Genomic DNA, 18,325 nt, shown 5'->3' on the forward strand with positions numbered 1-18,325 from the left:
GCCCGGTCGGCTCTACAGCCGGTTGACCCAGCCGGGGTTCGCGGTGGCCCACTGCGGCACCCGGGTGTCCCGCACGGCGGTGAACAGCCCGTGGCCGCCGTCGTCGAGCACCACGTACGACACCTGGTCGATGGTCTGCGGGTAGGAGGGCACCCGGACCCCACGCAGGGCGTCCGCCGGCAGCGCGCGGAGCGCGAAGACCAGTTCGTCCAGGGGTACGCCGTTGGTGTCCACGGTCAGCGCCCCGCCGACCGTGCGCAGCACCCGGTCCAGCTTCACCGGATCTCCGCGCAGGTCCGTCTCACCGGCCCGGTCGAGCACCGCCCGGAGCATCTGCTGCTGGTGCCGCTGCCGGTCGTAGTCGCCGTTCGGCAGGTCGTAGCGCTGCCGCACGTAGTCGAGCGTCCGGGCACCGTCCATCTGCTGGCAGCCCGGGTCGAACCGGGTGCCGGTGTGGATCGAGCGGACCGGCGTGTCGACGCACATGCGGATGCCGCCGAGTTGGTCGATCACCTGGGTGAAGCCGGAGAAGTCGATCAGCGCCGCGCCGTCGAAGCGGAGCCCGGTGAGTCGGGCGAGGGTCGCGCTGAGCAGCCGGGCCCCGCCGGGGCCACCGCCGCCGTGCTCGTACGCGGCGTTCACCTTGTCCTGGCCGCCGGGGAACCCGGGCGCCGCCGGGACGGCCACCAGCAGGTCCCGCGGCACGGAGATCAGGTACGCCTGCCGCATCCCGGCCGGTACGTGGACGATCAGGATGGTGTCGGAGCGTTGGTCCTCGGGGTTCGCGCCGGGTCGGTGGTCGGAGCCGATCAGCAGATAGTTGAGCGCTCCGTCCAGGTCCGTCCGTTTCTTCCGGGCGGTCCGGTCGAGCAACTGCTCCTTGGCCACCGTGCGGTCGTAGCGGTGGGTCAGCCAGTGCAGCCCGGCCACGCCGAGCGCGGCGACCAGGACCAGGGTCAGCCCGGCGCCGAGCAGGAACCGGGGCCAGCGGGCGGGTCGGGCCCGCCCGCGTCGGTTCCGTGCTGGTCTGGACGTGACGATCCCCCCGTGGCCGTGACATGAGACCCGCTCACGTCAGGCTACGGGGGGACCAGCGGTCACCGGGTCATTTCCGGGTGGAGAGGACGGTCGGGTTGGCCACGATGAAGTCGGCCAGCTTGTCGTTCTTGACCGCCTCGAACATCTGCATCGACGTCTCGTTGAACTGCTCGAACTGCTTGTCCTCGGTCGAGCTGTAGGTCCCGCCGTTGGTGCGCAGCGTGACCAGGTCGTTTCCGCTGAGGTTCTTGAGGGTGAAGATGAAGTCGGCGACCGGCACGCCGCCGGTGTCCAGGACGAACGCCTTGCCGGCGGCCTTCATCAGCGAGTTCAGCTTGATCGGGTTGGTCAGCATGCCACCCTCGGTGGCCTTCTTCGCCATCGCCTTGATCAGCTGCTGCTGGTTCTGCTGCCGGTCGTAGTCGCTGTTGGGCAGGCCGTAACGCTGGCGGGAGTAGTCGAGCGCCTCCCAGCCCTCCATCTCCTTGCAGCCCTTCTTGTGCACCACCGTCTTGTAGGGCTTGCCGGTCTTCTTGGCGTCGGCGTTCCACATCGGCTTGCCGTCCACGAACGACATGTGGTGCGACGGGACCTCGTGGCTCACGCAGATGCGTACGGTGCCGAGCGCGTCGATGACGTTCTTGAAGCCGCCGAAGTTGATGATCGCGGCGCCGTCGAAGCTGATCCCGGTCATCGACTTGATCGTCTTGGCCATCAGCTGGGCGCCGCCCTCCCAACCGCCGCCGTTCTGCGCGCCGTGGAAGAAGGCGGCATTGATCTTCTCGGTGCCGCCCTTGTAGCCGTTCTTGCTGAACGCGGGGATGCGGGCCTGGGTGTCCCGGGGGATCGAGATCAGGTACGCCTGGTCGTGGCTGGCCGGGATGTGCAGGATGATGATCGTGTCGGACCGGACGTCGTCGGCGGCCCAACGGGCCCGGGCGTCCACGCCGAGCAGCAGCATGTCGATCGGACCGTCCAGGCTGTTGCCGCCCTCGGCGTCGCTCTTGCCGGCCTCGCCGAGCAGGTTGCGCTGGGCGATGTTGTTGGTCGCCTGGCCGATCACGGCCTTGCTGCCGACGATCGCGACGCCGCTGGTCACCATCAGCACCGCGCCGAGCACCAGCGTGAGCTTCGCCCAGAGCGGGTCCTTGCGCTTGGTGCGCTTCTTCTTTCCACCCCCACCGGGGCCACGGCCACCCGGACCGGGCTGTGTGGGGATGACCGGGGGGACCCGCCCGGAAGATCCGGGTGCCGGTGAGTGCGGGCGACGGCTGGTCTGAACCGACATGCGTACTCCAGCTCGGTGATCGGGGGCGGGACCACTTTACGTACCTGTTCCCGTTCTCGCGACCTCTTGAAGCGGCCAATCCCGTCAATCCCGGCCGATGTCCTCTACTTGTGGCCGAACGGGCGAGGGCAAGGGCCCGGTCGGAGGTTGGCCCGGGCGGCCCGACCGGTGTGGTCAGCCGCCGGCGGTGTCGCCCGGTCCCTTCTGGTTGGTCCGCACCCAGTCGGCCATCTTGTCGCCGGCGATGGCCTGGTACATCGCCAGCGCCTTCTCCCGGTCGGAGACCACCACCGACTGGCCGTCGATGGTCTGGCCGCCGAGGTGGGGGCTGGTGACGAACGTCAGGTTCTCCCCGCGCAGGCTGCGGAACTGCACCGCCATGTCGGTCAACGAGAATCCCTGGTCGACCGTGACGGCGGCGGTCACCGCCTTGAGGAAGTCGTTCAACTTCTTCGGGTTGGTCAGGGTCCCGGAGCTCGCCGCCTTGTCCATCAGCGCCCGCAGGAACTCCTGCTGGTGGCGCATCCGGGCGAAGTCGCCGTCCGGGAACTGCTTGCGCTGCCGGATCCAGTCCAGCGCCTCGGCGCCGTTCATGTGGTTCACGCCCTTGGTGAACGTCCGGTACGGCTTGTGGATCGAGGTGGTGTTCCGTTCCACCTTCAGGTCGACCCCGCCCAGCGCGTCGGTGACGTCCTTGAAACCGGCGAAGTCGATGGCCATGACGTGGTCGATCCGTACGTCGGTGAAGCACTCCACGGTCTTCACCGCGAGCGGCAGGCCGCCGAACGCGAACGCCGCGTTGATCTTGTTGCGCGAACCGGAATCGCAGGCGGCGCCCGCGTTCTCCGGGATCGGCACGTACAGGTCGCGCGGAACGGAAACCAGGTAGGCGCTCTTGTGGTCGGCCGGGATGTGCATGACGATCACGGTGTCGGCCCGCCACTTGCCGGCACCGTCGACCGGGGCGTCCGGATCCCGCGAGTCGCTGCCCACGAGCAGGATGTTGAACGCGCCGTCGACCTTCTTCGCCGGCCGTCCCCCGGTGATCTCCGAGAACGGGTCGGTGCGGGCCAGGTCGTCGTCGAGGTTGCGGGCGTAGAACCAGGCGCCGACGCCGCCGAGCAGCGCCAGCACCAGCACCGCGACACCGGCCACCAGGCCGATGCGGCCCCAGCGCGGACGCGGCCCTCGGCGGCCCGGCCCGCCCGATCCACCACCCGGCCCGCCGGGGCCGACCGGCCCACCGGGCACACCCGAGCGGGGTGCCTCGTCAGCCGACGGGTACCAGCGGGTTTCGGTGGCGCGGGCGCGCGGGGGTGTGCCCCGGCCGGAGCCGGGAACCGAGGCGCGGCCCGCACCCCGGTTCAGGGGGCGGGGGAGCGGGACGCCGGCAGACGAGGTCGCTGACATGTAACCGAGGGTAGGTCGGCCGTTCCACCGCCGCTCCCAGGCGCGCTCCGGAGTCGGCCGGCTGCCGGCCGGGGTCAGTACCCCAGTCGCCCGCGGAAGTACTCGATCGTGCGTCGGAGGCCGTCCTCGGGCGTCACGGCCGGCTCGTATCCGAGCAGCTCGCGGGCGAGCGTCAGATCGGGACGCCGCATCTCCGGGTCGTCCGAGGCGCGGGTGATGTAACTCACCTCGGAGGTGCTTCCGGTGAGTGACACGATCGTCTCGGCCAGTTGCCGCATCGACATCTCGTGCTCGGTGCCGCAGTTGATCGGGCCGGTCTGGGTCGAGTCGAGCAGCAGCAGGATGCCGCGCACGAGGTCGTCCACGTAGCAGATCGAGCGGGTCTGGTTGCCGGTGCCGTGCACGGTGATCGGCTCGCCGCGCAGCGCCTGGGAGATGAACGTCGGAATGGCCCGGCCGTCGTCCGGGCGCATCCGCGGGCCGTACGTGTTGAAGATCCGCACGATCGCGGTGTCCGTGCCCCGGCTGCGGTGGTACGCCATGGTGGCCGCCTCGGAGAAGCGCTTCGCCTCGTCGTAGACGCTCCGGATGCCGATCGGGTTGACGTTGCCCCAGTACGTCTCGCGCTGCGGGTGCTCCTTCGGGTCCCCGTACGCCTCGGAGGTGGAGGCCATCAGGAACCGCGCACCGTCGGCGGTGGCCCGCTCCAGCAGCGCCAGCGTGGCCACCGAACCGACCCGGAGGATCTCCACCGGCAGCTTCTCGAAGTCGGTCGGGCTGGCCGGGGACGCCATGTGCAGGATCGCGTCGAACCGCTCGGCCAGCGCCGGGTGATCGGTCGGCAGGCCGTCGGAGATGTCCGCCTCGACCAGCGTGAAGGTCGGCTTCTCCAGCAGATGGGCCACGTTGTCCTTGGAGCCGGTGACGAAGTTGTCCAGCACCACCACCGTGCACTCCCGCTCGACCAGTCGGTCGACCAGGTGGGACGGGACGAAGCCGGCGCCGCCGGTGACGAGGATGCGGTGTCCGGCACCAAACCGCGGGGGAACCTTCATGCCCGCCACCCTATAGGGGTAAGGCGGGGCCCCCTGTTAACGCCTTCGGTAGAGGAGGGGGCCCCGCTTAACACCCACCTCTCAGTGCGCGCCGGCGCCGGTGAGCGCACGCACCTCCAGCTCGGCGTACTTCTCGTCGTCACGTTCCTTTGACAGGATCGTGCCGAGCCAGCCGCACAGGAAGCCGATCGGGATGGAGATGATGCCCGGGTTCGACAGCGGGAACCAGTGCCAGTCGTGGTCGGGGAACATGGCCGTCTCCGCCCCGGAGACGACCGGGGAGAAGAAGACCAGCGCCACGGCGGAGATGAGACCGCCGTAGATCGCCCAGACCGCGCCCGAGGTGTTGAACCGCTTCCAGAACAGGCTGTAGAGGATCGCCGGCAGGTTGCCGGAGGCGGCGACCGCGAACGCCAGCGCGACCAGGAACGCCACGTTCAGGTTCTGCGCGAAGATCGACAGTACGATCGACACCGCGCCGATCACCAGCGCGGAGATCCGGGCGACGTTCACCTCCTGCCGCTCCGACGTCTGCCCCCGCTTGATGACGTTGGCGTAGAAGTCGTGCGCCAGGCTCGACGACGACGCCAGGGTCAGCCCGGCTACCACGGCGAGGATCGTGGCGAACGCGACCGCCGCGATGATCGCCAGCAGTGTCGCGCCGCCCAGGCTCCCACCGAAGAAGTCCACGCCCAGCGCCTCGGCGAGCTGCGGCGCGGCCGTGTTGCCGGCCTTGTCCTGCGCCTTGATCGCCTCTCCGCCGACGATTGCCGCCGCACCGAAGCCGAGGGCCAGGGTGAGCAGGTAGAACGCGCCGATGATGCCGATCGCCCAGAGCACGCTCTTGCGGGCCGCCCGCGCGGTCGGCACGGTGTAGAAGCGGATCAGGATGTGCGGCAGGCCGGCGGTGCCGAGGACCAGCGCGATGCCGAGCGAGAGCAGGTCCATCTTGCTGTAGAACGTCTTCAACGCGTCACCGGGTGTCTCCACGCCGTAGCGCAACCCGGGTTCGAGGAACGCCGCTCCCTTGCCCGAGGCGTCGGCCGCGTCGCCGAGCAGCGAGGACAGGTTGAACTTGTACTTCGCGAGCACCAGCAGCGTCATCACCAGCGCACCGCTCATCAGCAGGAACGCCTTGACGATCTGGACGTACGTGGTGCCCTTCATGCCGCCGACCGTCACGTAGATGATCATCAGGGCGCCGACCAGGATGATGGTGGCGACCTTGGCGGTGTCGGCGTCCATGCCCAGGAACGTGGTCCCCGGCTTGATGCCGAGCAGCAGCGCCACCAGGGCGCCTGCGCCGACCATCTGGGCCAGCAGGTAGAAGATCGACACGGTGATGGTGGAGACCGCCGCCGCGGTCCGGACCGGCCGCTGCCGCATCCGGAACGCCAGTACGTCCGCCATCGTGTACCGGCCGGAGTTGCGCAGCAGTTCGGCGACGAGCAGCAGCGCCACCAGCCAGGCGACCAGGAAGCCGATCGAGTAGAGGAAGCCGTCGTACCCGTACAGGGCGATGATGCCGGCGATGCCCAGGAAGGACGCGGCCGACATGTAGTCGCCGCCGATCGCCATGCCGTTCTGGAAGCCGGAGAAGGAACGGCCGCCGGCGTAGAAGTCGGTGGCGGTCTTCGTCTGCCGGCTCGCCCAGACGGTGATCGCGAGCGTGATCGCCACGAAGACCAGGAACAGCGTGATGGTGAGGTTCCGGGCGGTGGTGCTGCCCGCCTCAGCCGCGAGGACCGTGTTCATGGGTCACCTCCCCGATCTCGGCGCGGATCCGGTCGGCGACCGGGTCGATCCGCCGGTTGGCGTACCGCGAGTAGAGCCAGGCGATGACGAACGTGGAGACGAACTGGAGCAGGCCGAAGACCAGGGCGACGTTGATGTTGCCGACCAGCTTCGTGCCCATGAAACCCCGCGCGTACGCGGAGAGGATGACGTAGAGCGCGTACCACAGGAAGAACGCGACGGTCATCGGGAAGACGAAGCCGCGCAGCGCGCGCCGCAACCCGGCGAACTCGTCCGACCGTTGGACGGCGAGGTACCGTTCCGCCGCCGACTCGGCCGGTGCGGACGCGGGTGTGTCCGTGGACATCTGTGGATCACCACCTTCGCAGGCGTGGGGGATTTCCGCGCACGCTAGGAGCGCGGAACCCGGCGCGAAAGCCCCATCCGGCCGCTGGTAGCCCCCTGCGCCCAACGGCACCCACCCTGCGCCCAGTGACCCACATCACTCCGCTAACCGGTCACCCACCTCGTGATTGTGCCGGCGGATGAGGTGATTGACGCCGGCCATGGTGGAGGCGATCACCGTGATGAGGACTGCCATCGGTAGCGGCTGGCCGTCGAAGTGCCGCATCGCCGTGTTGGTGAGCAGAGGGTCGGGGATGAGCCATCCGGCGATGAAGCCGGTGAATCCGATGCCGATGATGACGACGGGTCGGTGGCGACGGACCGCGAAGGCGGCTCCGACGGCGACGATCGCGGCGGTGAGGATCCCGATGACCATCGGCACGGCGTCAGGAACGTAGACGCCGTGACGTCCCCATTCTCCGGTGCCTTTCCAGGCGAGGGTTCCGAGCGGGACGAGGGCCCACCAGAACAGGCGCGGCCGGGGCGCGGTCCACCGCTCGCGGCCGGCGAGCGCGAGCAAAACGAAGATCAAGACCGGTGCGGCGTACGCGAAGAGTTGTCCGCCGGGGTTGATTCCCACGCCGGCGCCCCTGAGCACGTCGATGACGAACCAGCCAACGGTGAGGGTCAGGAATATGGCCTGCAGGGCGAGGGCGGTCCGGGTCGCGCCGCATAGCCAGGCGATCAGCGGTGCGAGGGGCAGCAGGCCGAGGACGACTATCTGCGGCCAACCGGAGATGATCCCCGGCATGTCGCTGGCGAGGGCGGCGCCGGTGAACAGGTCCAGGGTGGCGCCGACGGGCTGGGTGCCGGCGGCGACGAGCAGTGCACTGAGTCCGGTGGTGAGGGCCGCGGTGGTGACGGGCGTGGTGAGTCGCAGCCGGATCGCCAGTGCGATGAGATTCCATGTCTCGTGCCGGCTCGGGTGTCGCCGGCCGTGGTCGAGGTCCAGCAGCAGTCCGAGCAGTTCCTCGCCGCGGGCGGCACGGTGCGTGGCTGGTAGCAGGCGTAGCAGCCATCGATACCGTCGCTCCAGCGGGCTCACGCCCGGGTTCATCCGCTGGTTCCGAGGCGCGGGGCGGTGCGGGCGGCACGCTTGTTGAGGCGCTCCTCGGCGAGTCGAGCCGCGGCGGCCATCCGCTGGCTCTCAGCGCGGATGGCGTCCGCCCCCGCGTCGGTCAGTCGATAGAAACGGCGTAGCCGGCCTTTTGCCACCTCGTCATGGTCGGGGGCGATGAGTCCTTGGGTGACGAGGCGGTCGAGGGCCCCGTAGAGGGTGCCGGCGCGTAACCGGATCCTGCCGCCGGTCATCTCGTCGACCTCCGTCACCACGGCGTATCCATGGCGGGGTTGGTCGGCCAGAGCGGAGAGGATCAGGAACGTCTGCTCACTGATGTCCATGCACGATATATATCGCACCGCGATGCATATGGCAATGCCGGCGGGTCTAGTTGGTCAGATCGTGGTAGCGGCCTCGGTAGTGCAGCAGGGGAGGGGTGTCCTCGGTCAGGTCGACCGTCTCGATGGTGGCCTCGACCAGCAGGCCCCAGCCGTACTCCCGAGCGGTGTCGAGCCGGCAACCCGCCCAGCCGCCCGCGTCCGTGGGCACCGGGCCGTAGGGCGTCTCGGTCCAGGCGTCCAGCGCGAACAGGCCGCCGGGCGAGGGGAACAGGCCGGCGAAGCGGTCGGCGAGTTGCCGGTGGCGCGGGCCGAGCGGGGCGACCGCGAACCGTCCGGCCTCCTCGACCGCCGCCCACAGCTCCGACTCCGGGTCGACCAGGCCGAGCAGCCGGTCCGGCTCCCCCTCGGCCACCAGCGTGGAGGAGACGGTGAGCCCCGCCGGGCCGGGCGCGGTCCAGAGCGTCACCGGGGCGGCCAGCCGGCCACGCAGCCGGCGGACCGGCGAGCGCTGCCCGGCCGGCACCGCGAACGGATCGGTGTGGTGGATCTCGGCACCCGGCTCATGATTCACGTGAAACATTGTGCCGCCCCGGCCCCGGGCCCAGCCGAGGAAGCGCTCGTGCAGGCCGGTGGTGTCGCCGAGCTGGGTGTGCGCCTCGGCGAGCAGCCCGCCCAGATGAAACAGCAGCGCACCTCCAGCAGGCGTCGCTCGGCTGACCCGCCTACCCTGCGGGGCATGGCTCTCGTACCTCCGCAGAAGCTCGCCGAAGAGCGAGTGGTCAGCGCCGACGCCGTCCTCGGCGGTCAGGTCGACCTGCGCGCCTATCCGTACCGTCACCTGATGGTCGCCGCCCGGAACGCCTGGGGTCGCCCCGGGTTCCGGCCGCTGATGGAGGCGGTGGAGCACCTGTCGAACTACGGCTGGGAACTGGTCAATGTGACGAGCGTCGGCGACGGCCACGTCGTGTACGCCGCCATGCGTCGCATCGCCTGACGCGCGGGCGCATCCGCGTAGATCGAATGCCACTTCGCCGAAGTGGTCGCATCGAACCGCTGAGGAAGGCACCACTTCCCCGAAATGGTGCCATGATCACCCGCCCGCGGGGGGCAGCGAACGGCGGGCGGCGGCCAGCACCTCCGGGTCGGCGCAGCCGGCCGCGTACCCGGCGATCCGGCGGCGGATGTCCCACCCCAACAGCCGGACGCCGATCCACTCGGCCAGCGGGCGCAGCAGCGCCGGCCGGCAGCGGAAGTTGTACCGCCAGGTGGCCACCGTGGTGCCCGGCTCCGGGCCGGGCGCGAAGCGCCAACCGCCGCCGAACCGCTCGAAGAACCACGGACCCCGGACCATCTTCATGCCCACGTTCGTTGGCGGCGCCCAGGAGACGTACTCACTGACCATCGTCAGGCCGTGCCGGGAGCGGGTGAACGTGCGCACACCGCGCCCCGGGCGGGTCGCGCCGTCCTCGAAGTGCTGCTCGCGGACGAACGGGTCCCAGCGGTAGCGGACCGGGGCGACGGTCTGGGACACGGCGAACGCCAGCTCCGGCGGAACCGGGACGGTAGCGACCGCCTCGACGACCGGCATCAGCGCGTCGGGGTGACGGCGGCCAGCAGTTCCGGCTGCCGGCGGTCCAGCGCGTCCCCGGCCAGGTACGCGCCGAGCAGCGCCGCTCCCGCCCCGTAGGCCAGGCCGGCCGGCAGCGCCAGCCACAGCCAGACGTCGCCGAGCAGGGCCGCGGCCACCACGAACGGCACCGCCGCCACCGTCGCGGACACCATCGAGACCAGCGTGTACAAACTCTTCGCGATCCCCGCGCCGGTGTTCATGGCGAACGGGTTGCTCGTCTCCGGCAGCGAGTAGGCGCCGAGCACCGACACGAACCCGTTGATCGCCAGCCCGCAGCCGTACGCGGCGAACAACGCGCCGGCCATCGCGCCCAGCCATTCGGGTCGCCCGAGGAGGAATGCCAGCACGACCACGATCACGGCGAGGATCGGCACCACGTAGAGCGAGAACGCCGTCATCCGGGCCCGCAGCTCCACCCGCCCCGGCACGCCCGCGACGACGTTCGCCGCGTACGCGCTGCCGTCGAAGCCGAACTGGTTGGCCAGCGTCACCGACGCGAGCACCCCGACGAAGGCCATGGAAATGCTGACCAGCACCGGGGACGCGTCGGCGGCGGACTCCCCGAACGTCGTCCCGCCCTCGACGGCGAACGACGCGCCACCGAGGTTGACCATCACCGGCACGAACACGCCGACCACCGCGACCGTGATCAGGTTCGCCCGCCGCCGGGCATCCCGCCACCAGTAGCGGCACTCCCGGGCGACCAGCGCGCCGAACCGGTCCCGCCGCACCCAACCGACCGCGCGGGGGAAGAGCTGCGCGGCCGCGCCGCCGACCACGCCGCGCGGGGCGCGGGCCGGCCCGGCGCTCGCCGCGCCCACCATGGCCGACTCCAGCGACCGCGACCACCAGAGCAGGAGTACGCCGACCGTGGCGGCCGTGATCAGCAACTTCACCACCGCCACGACGGGCCGTCCCTGCGCCACGTCGACGCCCACCGTCCAGGGCGCGCCGAACGGCGTCCAGCCGATCACCCGGGCCACCCCGGTCAGCCGGTCCCAGTCGGCCTGGCGCACCGCGGCGACCACGAACAACTGCAACGGCCCGAGCATCGCGGCCAGCACCGCGAGCAGCACGGCGGCCAGGTCGCGTACCCGACGGGACCGCAACATGGTGGCGAACGCGCTGGTCAACGCACGGGCCCCAGCCACGCAGACCAGCAGCCCACCGACCACGCCGAGCGCGCCGACCAGCGCGGCCGACCACCCACCGAGCGCACCGGCGGTGACCACCAGCCCGGCCGCCGTGATCGCCGTGGCCAGCACCGGCACGCTGACCAGGGCGGCGGCGAGCAGCCCGGTGACCAGCGTGCGGCGGGAGAGCGGGAGCAGCGCGAAGCGGGCCGGGTCCAGCGTCTCGTCCACGCCGAAGAAGACCAGCGGCAGGAGCAGCCAACCGAGCGTCAGCAGGGCACCGCCGAAGGCAGCGGTCATCAGCGCGTACCGGGTCTCGTCGGCGAGGCCCGGCGCGGCCAGCAGGATGAACCCCGTCGCGGCGAACCAGAGCGCGAATAGCACGCCCAGCACGAACAGCCCGATCCGCCACGCCTGGCCGCGGAAGTTGTTGCCGAGCACCCGCAGCTTGAGCCGGACGAAGTGTCGGGGCGAGACGGCCCGGACGGGCCGCTCGGGGGCGGTCACCGGGACAGCCACGACAGCTCCTGGCCCGTCGCCGTCCGGCCGCCGACGACCTCGACGAAGACCTCCTCCAGCGACCGCTCGCCGCGTACCTCCGCCAGCGTGCCCACCCGCTTGATCCGGCCGTCGGCGAGGATCGCCACATGCGAGCAGAGCCGCTCGACCACCTCCATGACGTGACTGGAGAAGATCACCGTGCCGCCGCCGGTCACGTACCGGTGCAGGATGTCGCGGATCAGCGCCGCCGAGACCGGGTCGACCGCCTCGAACGGCTCGTCGAGCACCAGCAGTCGCGGACCGTGCAGCAGCGCGCAGGCCAGGCCGATCTTCTTCTTCATGCCGGCCGAGTAGTCGACCACCAGCGTACGGCCGGCGTCGCTGAGCGCCAGCACGTCGAGCAGCTCCGTCGCCCGCTGGTCGACCACCGCCGGGTCCATGCCGCGCAACAGACCGTGGTACGCCAGCAGCTCCGCCCCGCTCAACCGGTCGAACAGCCGCACGCCGTCCGGCATCACGCCGAGCAGGCTCTTCGCGCGGACCGGATCGGCCCAGACGTCGTACCCCAGCACCCGGGCCTCGCCGGCGTCGGGCCGCAGGAGGCCGACGGCCATGGAGAGGGTCGTGGTCTTGCCGGCCCCGTTCGGGCCGAGCAGGCCGTAGAACGAGCCGGTCGGCACGGCCAGGTCGACGCCCGCCACCGCGATCTTGGTGTCGAAGCGCTTGGCCAGGCCACGGAGGGAGAGGGCCGGGGGCTGATCCGTCATGGTCCGACGGTAGCCCGCCCCGGCCAGCACGCGCTCCCGCGCCCACGCCGAGGTGTTAAGCGGGGGCCCCTCCTATACCGGAGGCGTTAACAGGGTCCCCTTCCTTACAAGCGGAGGGATTCGGGGGTGTGCAGGCGGAGCATGGTGGCGCCGACGTCGCGGGGCAGTCGCCGCCGGCTCGCCATCGAGACCACCACCATCACCGTGAACGCCAACGGCACCGTCCACGCCGCCGGCTGGGTGGTGAGCGTCGCCGGCCAACCGGTCAGCGGCGGCCCGAGCACGGTGAGCAGCACCGCGCCGATCGCCGCGCCGCCGCCGACCAGCACCCCGGCGGCGGCGCCCAGGTCGGTCAGGCCGCGCCACCAGATGCCGAGCACCAGCAGCGGGCAGAAGCTGGACGCGGCGACCGCGAACGCCAGCCCGACGACCTGCGAGACGTCCAGCCCGGAGACGTTCAAGGCGAGCACCGCCGGCACCGCGCCGGCGATCACCGTGGCGAGTCGGAAACCGCGGACCGAGCCTCGGCCTAGCACATCCGTGGAGATCACCCCGGCGACGCTGGTGAGCAGGCCGGACGAGGTGGAGAGGAAGGCCGCGAACGCCCCGGCGGCGACCAGCGCGGCGAGCAGCCGGCCGGTGGTGCCGTCGCCGAGCGCCGCGCCGGGCAGCAGCACCACCACCGCGTCGGTCTGACCGGTGACCAGCAGGTGTGGGGTGTAGATCCGGCCCAGCACGCCGTAGATCGTGGGCAGCAGGTAGAAGACGCCGACCAGGGCCAGCACCACCAGCGTGGTGCGCCGGGCGGCGGCCCCGTCGGGGTTGGTGTAGAAGCGCACCAGTACGTGCGGCAGCCCCATCGTGCCCAGGAACGTGGCCAGGATCAGCGAGTACGTCGCGAACAGGCTGCGGTCGTCGTCGCCCGCGGTGTCCGGCAGCAGCCATTCGGTGGCGCCGATCGCCGCGCCGGACACCTCCGGCACCGGGTCACCGGCGGCGAAGTCGAGTCGGTCGCCGGGGCGTACCTCCCGCACGTCGCCGTCGGGCAGGGTGAGCGTCGCGCGGTGCTCGACCACCACGGTGGTCGCGGTCCGGAACGCCGGCCCGTCGGGCGGAGTCACCGCCGGGCGGGCGTCGGCCTGCCACTGCAACGCCAGGAAGATCGCGGGTACGGCGAGCGCGGTGAGCTTCAGCCAGTATTGGAACGCCTGCACGAAGGTGATCGCCCGCATGCCGCCCAGCGCCACGTTCGCGGTCACCACCACGGCCACCAGGAGCGCCCCGACCGGGTAGGGCGACCCGGTCAACGTGGCCAGCGTCAGCCCCGCGCCCTGCAACTGCGGCACCAGGTACAACCAGCCGATGAAGATCACGAAGACGGTGGCGATGGTGCGCAGCCGGCGCGAGCCCAGCCGCACCTCGCAGAAATCCGGCAGCGTGAACGCGCCGGAGCGGCGCAGCGGGGCGGCCACGAACAGCAGCAACGCCAGGTAGCCGGCGGCGAAACCGACCGGGTACCAGAGCACGTCGACGCCGTACTTGAGGATCAGCCCGGCCACGCCGAGGAAGCTCGCGGCCGACAGGTACTCCCCGCCGATCGCGGCCGCGTTCCAGGTCGGGCTGACCGCGCGGGAGGCGACCAGGAAGTCGGACGTGGTGCGGGCCAGCCGCAAACCGTAGAAGCCGATGCCGACGGTGACCAGCGTGACCGCGACGATCGCCGGGACCACGTACCCGTTGGTCATCAGCGTTCCGGCCGCTGGACCAGGTCGACGAAGTCCTGCTCGTTGCGTTCGGCCAGCCGCACGTACGCCCAGCCGACCACGATCAGGAACGGGAAGGAGGCCACCCCGAGCAGCAGCCACGGCAGGTTGACCCCGAGCACGGTGACCCGGCCGACCGACGGCGCGATGGCGAACAGCCACGGCAGCCCGCCCAGCCCGATCAGCACCAGCAGGCTCAGCCGCAGCGCGAGCGAGAGTTGGGCGCGCATCAGCCCCTGCACCAGGGCCTCGCCGACCCGGGTCTGCTGGGCCAGCTCGGAGCGGGTGCGGTCGGCCCGGCTGCCCGAGCGGGAGACCTCGGCCAGCACGATCCGGGTCCGCTGCGGCGCGCGGGGGCCGGGGACGGCGGGCGCCTCGACGGGCCGTCCCGCCGGCTGCTGTTCGTCGGCTGCGGTCATCCCCGGCAGTCTCGCCTGCCCGGCGCGAATGTCAAGCGCAGCGGGGACAGCCCTGTGCACAACCTGTGGATAACCGCTCATACCTGTGGACAACCCGGTGGATGAACCCGGAGTCGTTGTGGACGATCGAACGGAATGTCAGGGTGAGCCGGTAGAGAGGAGGTGTGACAGTGACCAGCCCGGCACGACCTGGCAGCGGTGACGCCTGGACGGTGGACGACCTCCAGGACCTCCCCGAGGACGGCCAGGACTACGAGATCTTCGACGGGAGCCTGCTCGTGTCCCCACACGCGGACGTCCGCCACGGGGCGATCGCCAACCGCCTCCGCCGGCTCCTCGACCGGCAGGCACCGGCCGGCCTGCTCGTCGGGCAGGACGTCGGGGTCAGCGCGAAACGCTCGTCCTACTTCGTACCCGACGTCTTCGTCGCACACGAGGACGCCTTGGAGCGGGGCGGCGCGGCGCTCGCTCCCGCCGACGTGCTGCTCGTGGTCGAGGTCGTCTCCCCCGGCAATGCCGGCCGCGACCTGGTGCTCAAGCGTCACGAATACGGTGTGGCGGGCATTGGGCGATACTGGCTCGTGGAGCCGCGCAAGCAGACCGTGACCGTGCTGGAGAACGTCGGCGCAGGCTACCGTGAGTCGGCCGTCCTCTCCGTCGCCGACGTCTACCGCACCGATCACCCGTTCCCGCTCGTCCTGCCGGTCGCCGACATCTTCTGAACACCGCCGAGCGCGCAACGGGGGCCGGTCCCGACGGAACCGGCCCCCTTGCGTGTCGTGATCAGTTGGTCGGGACCACCAGGTCCACGGTGAGCGTGCCGGTGGCCGGCACGACGAACAAGGCCAACTTGCGGGTGCCGTCCGGGTTGGTCACCAGGTAGCGGCCGGAGTAGTCCCGGTCGCCGGACCGGACGTCGTAGGTGAAGTAGACGCGCTGCTTGCCGGTGACCCGCAGGGTGAACCGGCCGTCCGACATCCAGCCCGCCCCGGCGATGTCACCGGTGTCGGCGCTGCGCGCGATCACGTAGCCGCTGGCGGACGGCGGGCCGCCCTGGAGCGTGAACGTGCCGGTCACCGTGCTGCCCGGCCGCATGGCGGTGTCGTGGGTCGCGGTGCCCCCGGCGGTCACCGTCACCGGGGTGGCGGTGAAGCGGCTGACCGCGTCACCGGACCAGTGAGCGGCGTGCGGGTTGCCGCTGAACACCACCGGCCAGGCGTACGGGCCGAGCCGGTCGAGCGTGTAGCGCCCCTGCGCGTCGGTGGTCGCGTCGTCGACGCCGACGCCGGGGTGGCCGGTGAGCACCGAGACGTCGACCGAAGCCGCTGGTGCGCCGGTGGTCGCGTCGGTGACCGTACCGGTGATCCGGCCGGCCGGGTCGAGGCGCACCTGCGGGCCGGCGGTCACCGTGCCGACGGTGGCGGCGACGGTCGCGGCCTGCCGTTCGTCACCGGTGCCGCCCTCGGCACCCACCCACTGCCGGCCGTAACCGGCGGTGCCCGGGGTGGCGAAGAGCCGGTAGGTGCCGGCGGCCAGCGGGCCGACCCGGATCCGGCCGGCCCGGTCGCTGCAGTTCCCGTGCCCGTCCCGAAGCGCGGCCTGCTTGGGCAGGAAGGCGTCGACGCAGACGTCGGCGACCGGCCTGCCGGTGGCCCGGTCCACGATCGTGGTGCTGATGACCGCGCCCGGACGCAGCTTCGGAGCCACCTCGGTGGTCTGGCCGGCCACCACCTTCACCTTGCTGAGCTGACGGTTGAAGTGCAGGCCATCCGGTGCGTAGACGTAGAAGTCGTGCCGGCCCTGGGGCAGCCCGGTGAGGGTGACGACACCGGTGCCCCCGCTGCACGTCTCGTCGGAGCTGACGCAGAAGTCGGCCACCGGGGCGCCGCTGACCGAGTCGACGGCGGCGATCCGGACGGAGCCGGTGCCGAGCAGGGCGTCGGTGATCCGGGTGCGTTGGCCGCCCTGGACGACCACGAGGTTCGCGTCCTCGTAGTCGAGCTTGCCCCGGTAGTACTGCATCCGGTCGCCGGACTCGAACCGCACCTTGTACGACCCGGCCAGCAGCGCCGGCACGGTGAACGTGCCGTCCGCCCCGGTCCGGGTGTCGGCCCCGCCGTACATGTTGGCGGTGTTGACGGACACGTCGGCGTTGGCGAGCGGCTGGCCAGCCGTGGTGGTGAACCGGCCGCTGAGGCTGCCCACTCCGAGCACCGTCTCGTCGACCGTGGTCTCGGCGTCGGCGGTCACCTCGTACCGGCCGGCATCGACCTCGTCGATCTTCCCGGGGGCGTACTGGGTCTGGTAGGAGCCCTCGATCGGCTGGAAGGAGAGGGTGTACGTGCCGGGCGTCGCGGCGATCCGGTACCGACCGTCCTCGTCGGTCGACCCGTACGCCTGCTCGTAGTCGTCGATCTTGGTGGCGTTGACGGAGAGCCAGGACACCGGTGCGCCGGAGGCCGTGGTGATCCGCCCGGTGAGCACACCCGTCGCGCGGAGCTGGTCGTCGGCGGTGGCGGTCCCGCCGCTGCTGACCGTCACCGGCTCGGCGTCCCACACCTGTGCCTTCTGCCGGTAGTACTGGGCCGGCAGGTCGACAGGATGGAATCCGACGAGGTAGCGCCCGCCGGCCAGGCCGCCGACCGACCACCGGCCGTCCGCGTCGGTGGTGGTCCAGCCGGCGGTCGCGTAGGTGTCGCTGTTCAACACCTCGACCTGGGCGTCGGCCGCGCCGACGCCCGTGCTGGTGGTCAGCCGTCCGCTGACCGTGCCGGTGGCCGCGGCCTGCGCCGGGGTGACCCCGGGCAGGACGACGGCACCGGTGACGACGGCCGCCAGGGCGGCCCGACGTACGAGGGAAAAACGCATCTGCGTCCCAACGTGAGGGTGGTGGGGCGCCCCCGCGCAGGCTTCGCCCACACCGACCCCCGCGCCCCGTCCGGGATCGGCTCGGTCAGGATAGGGGGCGGGTGTGACGTTCGTCGATCAGCTTGTCGACGCCGGGCGTCAGCGGCTCCAGTCCTGCTTGGCGGCGCGCACCAGCTTGTCCTTCAACTCCCGGGTGTGCCGACGGCTCACCGGCAGTTCGCTCCCGTCGATCACCACCACGTAGCCGGAGTTGACCAGCCGCAGCTCCGCGATCAGCCGCAGTTGCACCAGGTAGGAGCGGTGGATCCGGACGAAGCCCGCGTCGGCCCAGCGCTCCGCGAGCGTGGCCAGCGACACCCGGACCAGGTGCGAGCCGTCCGCGGTGTGCAGCCGGGCGTAGTCGCCCTGCGCCTCCACCCAGCGCACCGCCGAACGGGGCAGCATCCGGGTGGTGCCGGCCAGCTCGATCGGGATGGTCGGATCCTCCTCCGCCCGGGCCAGCGCCGCCGGGTGCGACGGCACCACCCGCGAACCCGTCACCCGGCGCAGCGACTCGGCCAGCCGCTCGGCGCGGACCGGCTTGCGGACGTAGTCCGTGGCGCCCAGGTCGAATGCGTCGGCCGCGCCGTCGTCGTACGCGGTGACGAAGACGATCGCCGGCGGCCGGGCGAACCGGCGCAGCACCCGGGCCAGCTCCATGCCGTCCAGGCCGGGCATCCGGATGTCGAGGAAGACCACGTCCACGTCGTCGTCCCGGAGCACCCGCAGCGCCTCGGTCGCGTCGCCGGCCGTGTGCAACCGGGCCACCCGGGGATCGGCGCGCAGGTGGTAGGCCAGCTCGTCGAGAGCCGGCGGCTCGTCGTCCACCGCCAGCACCCGGAGGAATCCGGAGACCGTCACCGCGCCGACCCGG

At 71.3% G+C, this 18,325-nt stretch carries 18 protein-coding genes; 2 read left to right on the forward strand and 16 right to left on the reverse strand.

Annotated elements, in window-relative coordinates; genetic code table 11:
* Positions 1 to 12 precede the first annotated feature (12 nt).
* The 9 genes from B1205_RS07410 to B1205_RS07450 form a co-directional block, all read right to left on the reverse strand.
* The gene (locus B1205_RS07410) at positions 13 to 930 is read right to left on the reverse strand and encodes an LCP family protein (RefSeq protein ID WP_254909770.1); all 918 of its coding nucleotides are present in this window, start codon (positions 928 to 930) and stop codon (positions 13 to 15) included.
* 175 nt (positions 931 to 1,105) lie between these two features.
* A complete protein-coding gene (locus B1205_RS07415) occupies positions 1,106 to 2,326 on the reverse strand; it encodes an LCP family protein (RefSeq protein WP_089154881.1) in 1,221 nt (406 codons plus the stop codon).
* Positions 2,327 to 2,500: 174 nt separating this feature from the next.
* Positions 2,501 to 3,736: an LCP family protein gene (locus tag B1205_RS07420; protein WP_089154882.1), complete on the reverse strand. Its 1,236-nt coding sequence runs from the start codon at positions 3,734 to 3,736 to the stop codon at positions 2,501 to 2,503.
* A 74-nt stretch (positions 3,737 to 3,810) separates the two neighbouring features.
* Positions 3,811 to 4,791 (reverse strand): NAD-dependent epimerase/dehydratase family protein, encoded by a 981-nt coding sequence (locus tag B1205_RS07425; RefSeq protein WP_089154983.1) that lies wholly within the window; start codon positions 4,789 to 4,791, stop codon positions 3,811 to 3,813.
* A gap of 81 nt (positions 4,792 to 4,872) precedes the next feature.
* Positions 4,873 to 6,546 carry a solute symporter family protein gene (locus B1205_RS07430; protein ID WP_089154883.1) on the reverse strand — a complete coding sequence of 558 codons (1,674 nt, stop codon included), beginning with the start codon at positions 6,544 to 6,546 and terminating at the stop codon, positions 4,873 to 4,875.
* A complete protein-coding gene (locus B1205_RS07435; protein WP_089154884.1) occupies positions 6,524 to 6,892 on the reverse strand; it encodes a DUF485 domain-containing protein in 369 nt (122 codons plus the stop codon). Before B1205_RS07435 ends, B1205_RS07430 begins: the two co-directional genes overlap by 23 nt.
* Positions 6,893 to 7,027: 135 nt before the next feature.
* Positions 7,028 to 7,975, reverse strand: coding sequence for a hypothetical protein (locus B1205_RS07440; RefSeq protein WP_089154885.1), 948 nt, complete (start codon positions 7,973 to 7,975; stop codon positions 7,028 to 7,030).
* A gap of 8 nt (positions 7,976 to 7,983) precedes the next feature.
* On the reverse strand, positions 7,984 to 8,331 hold the full coding sequence (locus tag B1205_RS07445; protein WP_089154886.1) for a PadR family transcriptional regulator: 348 nt from the start codon (positions 8,329 to 8,331) through the stop codon (positions 7,984 to 7,986).
* Between the two features lie 46 nt (positions 8,332 to 8,377).
* On the reverse strand, positions 8,378 to 9,019 hold the full coding sequence (locus tag B1205_RS07450; protein ID WP_176308484.1) for a flavin reductase family protein: 642 nt from the start codon (positions 9,017 to 9,019) through the stop codon (positions 8,378 to 8,380).
* Between the two features lie 153 nt (positions 9,020 to 9,172).
* On the opposite strand from B1205_RS07450, the gene B1205_RS31025 reads away from it, so the two are divergent.
* Positions 9,173 to 9,325, forward strand: a complete 153-nt coding sequence (locus B1205_RS31025; protein ID WP_254909771.1) for a hypothetical protein — start codon at positions 9,173 to 9,175, stop codon at positions 9,323 to 9,325.
* Between the two features lie 96 nt (positions 9,326 to 9,421).
* Here B1205_RS31025 and B1205_RS07460 read toward each other — a convergent pair whose 3' ends face one another.
* The 5 genes from B1205_RS07460 to B1205_RS07480 form a co-directional block, all read right to left on the reverse strand.
* Positions 9,422 to 9,919 carry a type II toxin-antitoxin system RatA family toxin gene (locus B1205_RS07460; protein ID WP_089154889.1) on the reverse strand — a complete coding sequence of 166 codons (498 nt, stop codon included), beginning with the start codon at positions 9,917 to 9,919 and terminating at the stop codon, positions 9,422 to 9,424.
* Positions 9,919 to 11,613, reverse strand: coding sequence for an ABC transporter permease (locus tag B1205_RS07465; protein ID WP_089154890.1), 1,695 nt, complete (start codon positions 11,611 to 11,613; stop codon positions 9,919 to 9,921). Before B1205_RS07465 ends, B1205_RS07460 begins: the two co-directional genes overlap by 1 nt.
* Positions 11,598 to 12,362, reverse strand: a complete 765-nt coding sequence (locus tag B1205_RS07470; protein WP_089154984.1) for an ABC transporter ATP-binding protein — start codon at positions 12,360 to 12,362, stop codon at positions 11,598 to 11,600. The genes B1205_RS07465 and B1205_RS07470 overlap by 16 nt, the downstream gene beginning before the upstream one ends.
* Before the next feature lie 104 nt (positions 12,363 to 12,466).
* Positions 12,467 to 14,107 (reverse strand): sodium/solute symporter, encoded by a 1,641-nt coding sequence (locus tag B1205_RS07475; protein WP_089154891.1) that lies wholly within the window; start codon positions 14,105 to 14,107, stop codon positions 12,467 to 12,469.
* Entirely contained in the window at positions 14,107 to 14,544 is a 438-nt protein-coding gene (locus B1205_RS07480) for a hypothetical protein (RefSeq protein ID WP_089154892.1), read from the reverse strand. Before B1205_RS07480 ends, B1205_RS07475 begins: the two co-directional genes overlap by 1 nt.
* A gap of 170 nt (positions 14,545 to 14,714) precedes the next feature.
* On the opposite strand from B1205_RS07480, the gene B1205_RS07485 reads away from it, so the two are divergent.
* Positions 14,715 to 15,266: a Uma2 family endonuclease gene (locus B1205_RS07485; RefSeq protein ID WP_176308457.1), complete on the forward strand. Its 552-nt coding sequence runs from the start codon at positions 14,715 to 14,717 to the stop codon at positions 15,264 to 15,266.
* 61 nt (positions 15,267 to 15,327) lie between these two features.
* Here B1205_RS07485 and B1205_RS07490 read toward each other — a convergent pair whose 3' ends face one another.
* Together B1205_RS07490 and B1205_RS07495 are read right to left on the reverse strand one after the other, a co-directional pair.
* Positions 15,328 to 17,412, reverse strand: coding sequence for a carboxypeptidase regulatory-like domain-containing protein (locus B1205_RS07490; protein ID WP_089154894.1), 2,085 nt, complete (start codon positions 17,410 to 17,412; stop codon positions 15,328 to 15,330).
* Between the two features lie 138 nt (positions 17,413 to 17,550).
* Entirely contained in the window at positions 17,551 to 18,312 is a 762-nt protein-coding gene (locus B1205_RS07495; RefSeq protein WP_089154895.1) for a LytR/AlgR family response regulator transcription factor, read from the reverse strand.
* Between the last annotated feature and the right edge of the window lie 13 nt (positions 18,313 to 18,325).

Source organism: Micromonospora sp. NBS 11-29 (assembly GCF_002140155.1).
Taxonomy (GTDB): domain Bacteria; phylum Actinomycetota; class Actinomycetes; order Mycobacteriales; family Micromonosporaceae; genus Micromonospora.